At 71.8% G+C, this 7,612-nt stretch carries 8 protein-coding genes and 2 pseudogenes; 6 read left to right on the top strand and 4 right to left on the bottom strand.

Annotated features, from left to right (window positions below):
• Positions 1–196 (top strand): annotated as a pseudogene (locus tag AC1DY2_RS11860) (hypothetical protein); the annotation flags it as partial.
• 20 nt (positions 197–216) lie between these two features.
• On the opposite strand, the gene AC1DY2_RS11855 reads toward AC1DY2_RS11860, so the two are convergent.
• Complete coding sequence (locus tag AC1DY2_RS11855; RefSeq protein ID WP_476762616.1) at positions 217–927, bottom strand: beta-ketoacyl-ACP reductase; 711 nt, start codon at positions 925–927, stop codon at positions 217–219.
• Between the two features lie 145 nt (positions 928–1,072).
• Between AC1DY2_RS11855 and AC1DY2_RS11850 the strand changes: the two genes are divergently transcribed.
• The 3 genes from AC1DY2_RS11850 to AC1DY2_RS11840 are packed head-to-tail and all read left to right on the top strand — an operon-like array spanning position 1,073 to position 2,507.
• Positions 1,073–1,435 carry a DUF3099 domain-containing protein gene (locus tag AC1DY2_RS11850; protein ID WP_476762615.1) on the top strand — a complete coding sequence of 121 codons (363 nt, stop codon included), beginning with the start codon at positions 1,073–1,075 and terminating at the stop codon, positions 1,433–1,435.
• Positions 1,432–1,677, top strand: coding sequence for a hypothetical protein (locus AC1DY2_RS11845; RefSeq protein ID WP_476762614.1), 246 nt, complete (start codon positions 1,432–1,434; stop codon positions 1,675–1,677). The genes AC1DY2_RS11850 and AC1DY2_RS11845 overlap by 4 nt, the downstream gene beginning before the upstream one ends.
• Positions 1,674–2,507, top strand: coding sequence for an SURF1 family cytochrome oxidase biogenesis protein (locus AC1DY2_RS11840; RefSeq protein ID WP_476762613.1), 834 nt, complete (start codon positions 1,674–1,676; stop codon positions 2,505–2,507). Before AC1DY2_RS11845 ends, AC1DY2_RS11840 begins: the two co-directional genes overlap by 4 nt.
• A gap of 22 nt (positions 2,508–2,529) precedes the next feature.
• Here AC1DY2_RS11840 and AC1DY2_RS11835 read toward each other — a convergent pair whose 3' ends face one another.
• Positions 2,530–4,128, bottom strand: coding sequence for an ABC-F family ATP-binding cassette domain-containing protein (locus tag AC1DY2_RS11835; protein WP_476762612.1), 1,599 nt, complete (start codon positions 4,126–4,128; stop codon positions 2,530–2,532).
• A 122-nt stretch (positions 4,129–4,250) separates the two neighbouring features.
• On the opposite strand from AC1DY2_RS11835, the gene AC1DY2_RS11830 reads away from it, so the two are divergent.
• On the top strand, positions 4,251–5,351 hold the full coding sequence (locus tag AC1DY2_RS11830) for a winged helix DNA-binding domain-containing protein (protein ID WP_476762611.1): 1,101 nt from the start codon (positions 4,251–4,253) through the stop codon (positions 5,349–5,351).
• Between the two features lie 93 nt (positions 5,352–5,444).
• On the opposite strand, the gene AC1DY2_RS11825 is transcribed toward AC1DY2_RS11830, so the two are convergent.
• Positions 5,445–6,008 (bottom strand): YceI family protein, encoded by a 564-nt coding sequence (locus AC1DY2_RS11825; protein ID WP_309978653.1) that lies wholly within the window; start codon positions 6,006–6,008, stop codon positions 5,445–5,447.
• 71 nt (positions 6,009–6,079) lie between these two features.
• Positions 6,080–7,279 (bottom strand): glycoside hydrolase family 3 N-terminal domain-containing protein, encoded by a 1,200-nt coding sequence (locus tag AC1DY2_RS11820; RefSeq protein ID WP_476762610.1) that lies wholly within the window; start codon positions 7,277–7,279, stop codon positions 6,080–6,082.
• Between the two features lie 79 nt (positions 7,280–7,358).
• Here AC1DY2_RS11820 and AC1DY2_RS11815 point away from each other — a divergent pair.
• A pseudogene (locus tag AC1DY2_RS11815) lies at positions 7,359–7,612 on the top strand (hypothetical protein); the annotation flags it as partial.

The raw sequence follows: 7,612 nt of genomic DNA, 5'->3' as shown, positions 1-7,612 counted from the left end.
GCTCAACACCGTGGCCGTCGTCCGGCTCGACCCGCAGGGCACGAGCGGCACGGTGGTCGACCGCCTGACCGATCCTGACTTCGCCGTGCCGACGACCATCGCCAGGTTCGGCTCGGGCCTCTACCTGCCGAACGCGCGCTTCGGCACGCCGCCGACTCCCGACACCGAGTACGACGTGGTGCGCATCGACCGCTGAGTCGGGCGGGCTCGTGACGGCTAGTGGCCCATTCCGAGGCCGCCGTCGACGGGGATGACCGCGCCCGAGATGTACCCGGCGTCGTCGCCGGCGAGCCACGCGACGACGCGGGCGACCTCGTCGGGCGAGGCGAAGCGGCCGAGCGGGATGCTCTTCTTGTACTCGGCCTGCTGCGCCTCGGGCAGTTCGTCGGTCATGTCGGTCTCGATGAAGCCCGGCGCCACGACGTTCGCCGTGATGTTGCGCGCGCCCAATTCGCGGGTGAGGGAGCGCGCCATGCCGACGAGCCCGGCCTTCGAGGACGAGTAGTTCACCTGGCCGGCCGAGCCGTAGAGGCCCACGACGCTCGAGATGAGCACGATGCGTCCGAAGCGGGCCTTCAGCATGCCCTTGGACGCGCGCTTCACGACTCGGAACGCGCCGGTGAGGTTGGTGTCGATCACGCTCGTGAACTCGTCCTCGCTCATGCGCATGAGGAGCGTGTCGCGCGTGATGCCGGCGTTCGCCACGACGACCTCGACCGGGCCGAGGGCGGCTTCGATCTCGGAGAACGCCTGGTCGACGGATGCGGCATCCGTCACGTCGGCCCGGACCGTGAGCGACCCCTCGGGGCCCTCGCCCGAGCGGGCGGTGACGGCGACCCGGTGTCCCTGTGCGACGAACTCACGGGCGATCGCGTATCCGATGCCCCGGTTTCCACCGGTCACGAGGACGGTTCGGCTGGTCGTCATGTGGGACTCCGTTTCTCGCATGGCGCTGGCATGTCGGCCGATCGGCCCGTCCCAGCTTAGAGGCTGCCCGATCCGTGGCTCGGCGGGGCCCCAGCGGACGTAGGCTTGTGGGTGAGGAGAGCCGCGCGACCCCACGGCGACCACCATGAAGCAGCAGCAGTCGATCACCTCGCTGCCGCCCTCGCCTGACGCGGAGCGGCGCGCGCGCATGATCAAGTACACGATCGCGATGACGATCCGCGTCGCCTGCATCTTCGCGCTGCTCTTCGCGAAGGGCTGGTGGTTGGCGGTGTTCGCGGCGGGAGCGATCTTCCTGCCCTATGTCGCGGTCGTGCTCGCCAACGTGAGCGGCCCGTCGCGTGCTCCAGAGGTGCTGCGTCCCGGCGGGCTCCTTCCCGTCACTCCCCCGCAGCCCGTCACCGAGCATGACGGGACCGATCCTGCCGAACCCGCCGACCCCGACCCCGCGGCATCCGACCGACCCGACGACGAGCGTGGTGCCGCGTGATCGGCGGCATCGGGGCGGATGCCGCCCCCGACGTCTGCTCGCGTGCCGCGTGCCGCACGAGCGCCACCTGGCGCATCGACTGGCAGAACCCGCGCATCCACACGGGTGACCGCTGGAAGACCTGGCTCGCCTGTGACGAGCACGTGGAGTACCTGCGCGGATTCCTCGAGGCGCGGTCCTTCCCCGTGCGGGTCGCGGCGTTCGACGCGGCGACGGAGACCGCGACGGGAGTGGATGCGTGAACGACTGGCGCTTCCTCCGCTCTCCGCGGTGGGCGGGCTACCTCGCCCTGGTGATCGTGTTCGCGATCGCCTGCTGCGCCCTCGGCACCTGGCAGCTGAACCGCCGCGCCGAGGCGCTCGCCGAGGTCGCCAGGATCGACGCCAACTACGACGCCGAGGCGATTCCCGTGGCCGAGGCGCTGCCCGACCCGGTCGGCTTCGACATCGACCAGCGGTGGCGCGTCGTGGCCCTCTCGGGCGAATACCTCGCCGAGGAGGAGGTCGTGGTGCGGAACCGCCCGTTCGAGGGCAGCTCGGGGTTCGAGGTGGTGACGCCGTTCCGGCTCGATGACGGCACCGTGTTCATGGTGAACCGCGGCTGGATCGCGCAGGACTCCGACGGGCGCCCGAGCGCATACGACCCCGCACCCTCCGGGCACGTCGACCTCGAGGCACGACTGAAGGCGGGTGAGGGCCGCATCGCCGGCCGCACCTCGACGGGCATCGAGTTCGCCACGATCGACCTCGACGAACTCGCCGAGCGCGTGGGCGAGCCGAGCTACACGGGCGCCTACGGCATCCTCGTGCAGGACGGCGCCGACGCCGACGAGCCGCCGCTGGCCGCCGCCCGTCCGGTGCGCGACGAGGGTCCGCACCTGTCGTACGCGCTGCAGTGGTTCGTCTTCGCGCTGCTCGGGTTCATCGGGCTCGGCTGGGCGGCGAACCAGGAACGGCGGGGCCTCGCCGAGGCATCCGGCTCACCCGATGCGCCCACGGCGCCGCGCGAACGCAAGCCGTCGCGCGAGCGTCGGGACGCCGACGTCGAGGACGAGATCCTCGACCGACGGTAGGTCGGGCCAGCAGGTCGGCCGGTCAGGCGAGCTCGATGAGCTCCTGGTACTCGCGGCTCCAGTGGTCTTCCGTGCCGTCGGGCATGATGAGCACCCGCTCGGGGTTCAGCGCCTCGACCGCGCCGGGGTCGTGCGAGACGAGCACGACCGAACCCTCGTAGTGCGCGAGCGCGTCGAGGATCTCGGCACGGCTCGCGGGATCGAGGTTGTTCGTCGGCTCGTCGAGCAGCAGGACATTCGCACCCGAGACCACGATCATCGCGAGCGCGAGGCGGGTCTTCTCGCCGCCCGAGAGCACTCCCGCCGGCTTGTGCACGTCGTCGCCCGTGAAGAGGAACGAGCCGAGCACCTTGCGGGCCTCGGTCTCGGTGAGGTTGGGTGAGGCGCTCACCATGTTCTGCAGCACGCTGCGCTTCACGTCGAGCGTCTCGTGCTCCTGCGCGTAGTAGCCGACGCGAAGTCCGTGCCCCGCCTCGACGACGCCCGTGTCGGGGCGGTCGACGCCGGCGAGGATGCGGAGCAGCGTGGTCTTGCCGGCGCCGTTCAGGCCGATGATGACGACCTTCGAGCCGCGGTCGATGGCGAGGTCGACGGCCGTGAAGATCTCGAGCGAGCCGTAGCTCTTCGAGAGGTCGTTGGCGGTCAACGGGGTGCGGCCGCACGGCGCCGGAGTCGGGAAGCGGAGCTTCGCCACCCGGTCGACCGCGCGCACGTCCTCGAGCCCGGCGAGGAGCTTCTCGGCGCGGGCGACCATCTGGTGCGCCGCCGCCGCCTTCGACGCCTTGGCACCGAAGCGGGCCGCCTGGAGCTGCAGGGCGCCCGCCTTCTTCTCGGCGTTCGAGCGCTCCTTCTTGCGGCGCTCCTCGTCGGCGGCGCGCTGGCGCTGGTAGTGCTTCCAGCCCATGTTGTAGATGTCGATCACCGAGCGGTTCGCGTCGAGGTAGAAGACGCGGTTCACGACCTCGCCGACGAGCTCCACGTCGTGGCTGATCACGATCACGCCGCCCTTGTAGCCCTTGAGGAACTCGCGGAGCCACACGACCGAGTCGGCGTCGAGATGGTTGGTGGGCTCGTCGAGGATCATCGTCTCGGCATCCGAGAACAGGATGCGCGCGAGCTCGATGCGCCGGCGCTGGCCGCCCGACAGCGTCTTCAGGGGCTGGTCGAGGATGCGGTCGGGCAGGTTGAGGTTCGAGGCGATCGACGCCGCCTCCGCCTCTGCCGCGTACCCGCCGAGCGCGGTGAAGCGGTCGGTGAGGTTGCCGTACTTCTTCATGGCGCGCTCGGCGACCGCAGGGTCGTCGCTGCCCATGTTCATGGATGCCTCGTGCATGCCGAGCACGAGCGAGCCCAGCCCGCGGGCGTCCAGGATGCGCGTGCGCGCGAGCATGTCGGGATCGCCGGAGCGGGGATCCTGGGGCAGGTAGCCGATCTCGCCCGAGCGGTCGATCCTGCCGCCGGTGGGCAGTGTCTCGCCGGCGAGGGTCTTCGTGAGCGTGGTCTTGCCTGCGCCGTTGCGGCCCACGAGCCCCACCTTGTCGCCCGGGGACACGCGGAAGTCCACGTGTTCCATGAGCACGCGTGCGCCGACGCGGATCTCGAGATCATGGACGGCGAGCACGGGGATCCTCCGCGGAAGTGGGTGGGGTGACGGCGTGCCGAGTGGCACAGCCCCCCAGTCTATCGCGCGGCGCGTCGATCACTCGCCCAGGGGATGTCACCGGCATCCGCCAGACTCGGAGCATGCCGACGACCGCGAGCCCGGCCCGTGTGCGAGCCGCGCGCCTGAACGCGCACGGCCTGCGCAGCGGCCTTCCCACGATCACTGCCGCCGTGCGACGACTCGGGGCCGTGCAGGCGCAGGACTTCGGCGCGGCCCGCTGGGTGCTCGGCGCACGGGTGCCAGGCTCCGTCGTGGCCGATGTCGACGCCGCGATCGCGTCTCGCGAGATCGTGCGCTCCTGGCCGATGCGAGGCACGCTGCACTTCGTGCCGGCCGAGGCGCTGCGGCCGATCCTCGCGATCACCGGTCCACGTGAACTGCAGCGCGCGACCACGCGGCACCGGCAGCTCGAGCTCGACGCCGACACCCATGCCAGGGCCCGGGCCGTCGCCGAGCGCGTCCTCGCGGGCACCTCGCTCTCGCGCGAGGAGCTGCTCGCCGCGTGGGAGGCGGCCGGCATCGCGACGACCGGTCAGCGGGGATACCACCTCATCTGGCGGCTGGCGCAGGAGGCAGTGCTCTGCTGCGGCCCCGTCGAGGGGCGGGGCCAGCGCTTCGTGCTGCTCGACGAATGGGCGCCGTCGGTCGGCACGCCGCCCGATCGGGAACAGACGCTCGCCGAGCTCCTCGTCGCGTACGCGGCGGGTCACGGCCCGGTGACGGTGCGCGACTTCGCCTGGTGGACGGGGCTCACCCTCGGCGATGCCCGGCTCGCACGCGCCGCGGCCGGCGACGCGCTCGAGGCGTTCGATGACGAGCACCTCGTGGCCGCCGACGGCTTCGATGCGGCGGCCGAACCGCGGCGCCGCGGAACGGGCCGGCGGCACGCGCTCGCCGCGTTCGACGAATACTTCCTGGGCTACACCGAGCGTGGGGCGGTCTGCGATCCGCGGCACGCGGCGCGCGTGGTGCCGGGCTCGAACGGCGTCTTCCAGCCGATCCTGGTCGACGGGCGGGGCGTCGTCGAGGGCGTCTGGCGGGTCGCACGGGCGAAGGGTGCGGCATCCGTGACGCTGCACGGCTTCGAGGCCGCCGTCGAGGCATCCGGGTACCGCACGGCGCTCACCCGGTGGGCCCGCTTCCACGGCGAGCGGCTCGCGTCGATCGAATCGGCGCACTGAACCCGGCGGCGCGATCGGCGGAACCGCGCACGCTCGGCCCGGACGACCACGGGCGGTACCCGCAAGGGTGCCGCCCGTACCGACCGGATCCGGCTACTGCTGGAGCGCCGCCTGCAGCTCGAGGGTGATGGTCACCTTGTCGCCGAGGAGGACGCCGCCCGTCTCGAGGGCCGCGTTGTACGAGAGCCCGAAGTCCTCGCGGTTGATGACCGTCTTCGCGGTGGCGCCGCCCTTGTAGTTGCCGTAGGGGTCGCCGCCGAAGCCGCCGAACTCGAAGTCGAACGTGACGGGCTTCGTGATGCCGCGGATGGTGAGGTCGCCGTCCACCTTGAAGTCGCCGTCCACCACGCGAACGCCCGTCGAGGCGAAGTCGATCGTCGGGTAGGTCTCGGCCTCGAAGAAGTCGCCGGTGCGCAGGTGCGCGTCGCGGTTCGGCTCGTTGGTGGTGATCGAGGCGACCTCCGCCGACGCGGTCACGCTCGAGTCCAGCGGATCCTCGGCGGTCACGAAGGTGGCGTCGAAGCGCTCGAACTTGCCCTTGACCTTGCTGATCATGATGTGGCGGATGCTGAAGCCGACCTCGCTGTGCGCGGTGTCGACCTTCCAGGTGCCTGCGCGGTATCCGGGGATCTCGATCGTGGTGGCGGTGCTCGTCATGTGCGGTTCTCCGTGTTCGATGTCGGTGCGGCCCGGTCGGCCACACACATGCAAACGCATTGAGTTCCGATCTATTCCCCCACGTCCGGATTCATTCCGGACCTCGTCCCGGTCTCCTCGAGCGTCCGCCGCAGGGTCAGTACCCGATCGGCGGCGTCATCGAGCCGCTTCTCGCTGATCCGCCCCGCCTGCACGGCGCCGACGATCGCTGCGACGAGGCCGCCGACCGAGACGCCCACCGTGCCCGGATCGGCCGGCAGCACGTACAGCAGCAGGTCGGATCCCGCGGCGACGGCGCGAACCGCGTTCTCCCCGGGATCCTCGTACTCCGGAAGGCCGTTGTGCTGCAGCATGAGCATGTCGTCGGTCACGACCACCCCGTCGAAGCCCAGCTCGTCACGCAGGATCCGATGCCAGGCGGGAGAGAGCGACGCCGGCGCGGGGTCGACCGCCGGGTATGCGAGATGCCCGGTCATCACGAGCTCGGCGCCTGCGTCGATGCCCGCGACGAACGGGACGGAGGGACCGGCGCGCCACTCGTCGAGGTCGAGCGGCGCCGACGGGATGCTCGAGTGCGAGTCGCCCGGCGCCGCGCCGTGCCCCGGGAAGTGCTTCAGCGTGCTGGCGACGGTGCCGCGCTCCCCCGCCACCGCCGAGGCGACGCGGTCGGCAGCGGCGGCCGCGTCGGTGCCGAGCACGCGCCCCGAGATGAACGAGGCCGGATCGGGCGTGACGTCGGCGACCACGCCGAAGTTCACGGAGACGCCGACATCGGACAGCGTCGCCGCCCGCGCGGCGAAGGCCTCCTCGGCCGCCTGCGGCGGTGCGCCCCGCAACGTGCCGGCGCTCGCGGCGCCGTCCCATGGCAGCCGCTGCACCTCGCCGCCCTCCTCGTCGATGCCGATGAGCACGGGCGCCTCGGGGTCGCCCTGCACGGCGGTGGTCAGGGCGGCCAGTTCGACCGGCGTCGCCGGCACGTTGTCGCCCATCAGGATGAGTCCCGAGACGCCGGCGTCGACGTAGGCGCGGAGCGGGGCGGGATCGGTGCCGGGCGCGTGCAGCATGAGCAGTGCGGCGGCCTTCTGCTCGAGCGTGAGCTGCGACATCCGCTCGTCGACCCAGTCGGCGATGGGGTCCGGTGGCGGCGTGGTCGGTTCCACCGACGGCGTGGCTGCGGGCGTGTGCGCTGCGGCCAGCGGGCTGCAGGCCGTGACGCCGACGAGCGTCGCCGCCAGCAGCAACGTCGTGGCCGTGGGTCGGAGGGCGCGCATCCGCACGAGTGTACGCTGCGTGTCCGAGCGACCGCCGAGCGCACCCGTGGGTAGACTCGCGGGGCTCGGAGGGGGCCCTGTGCGACGCGGATGGAAGGCGACGGCGGGAGCGGCCGTACTGCTCGCGCTCCTCGCCGTGCCCCCTGCGACGGCGTTCGCCGAGGACTATCCCACGTGGGATCAGGTGCAGGCCGCGAAGGCCGACGTGGCGTCGCGTGAGGCGGAGGCGAGCCGCATCACCGCGTTCGTCGACGAGCTCGAGGCCGAAGCCGGACGGCTGGGCGATGCCGCCGTCGCCGCCGCCGCGGCATCCGCCGTCGCCGAGGCCGCGCG

This window comes from Agromyces sp. P1_H4 (assembly GCF_056405255.1).
This window is presented reverse-complemented; position numbering and strand designations above follow the sequence as displayed.

Bases quoted from the DNA above. Each gene is read 5' to 3' on its own strand.
- AC1DY2_RS11855 (WP_476762616.1), bottom strand. From the start codon at position 927: ATGACGACCAGCCGAACCGTCCTCGTGACCGGTGGAAACCGGGGCATC.
- AC1DY2_RS11850 (WP_476762615.1), top strand. From the start codon at position 1,073: ATGAAGCAGCAGCAGTCGATCACCTCGCTGCCGCCCTCGCCTGACGCG.
- AC1DY2_RS11830 (WP_476762611.1), top strand. From the start codon at position 4,251: ATGCCGACGACCGCGAGCCCGGCCCGTGTGCGAGCCGCGCGCCTGAAC.
- AC1DY2_RS11825 (WP_309978653.1), bottom strand. From the start codon at position 6,008: ATGACGAGCACCGCCACCACGATCGAGATCCCCGGATACCGCGCAGGC.
- AC1DY2_RS11820 (WP_476762610.1), bottom strand. From the start codon at position 7,279: ATGCGCGCCCTCCGACCCACGGCCACGACGTTGCTGCTGGCGGCGACG.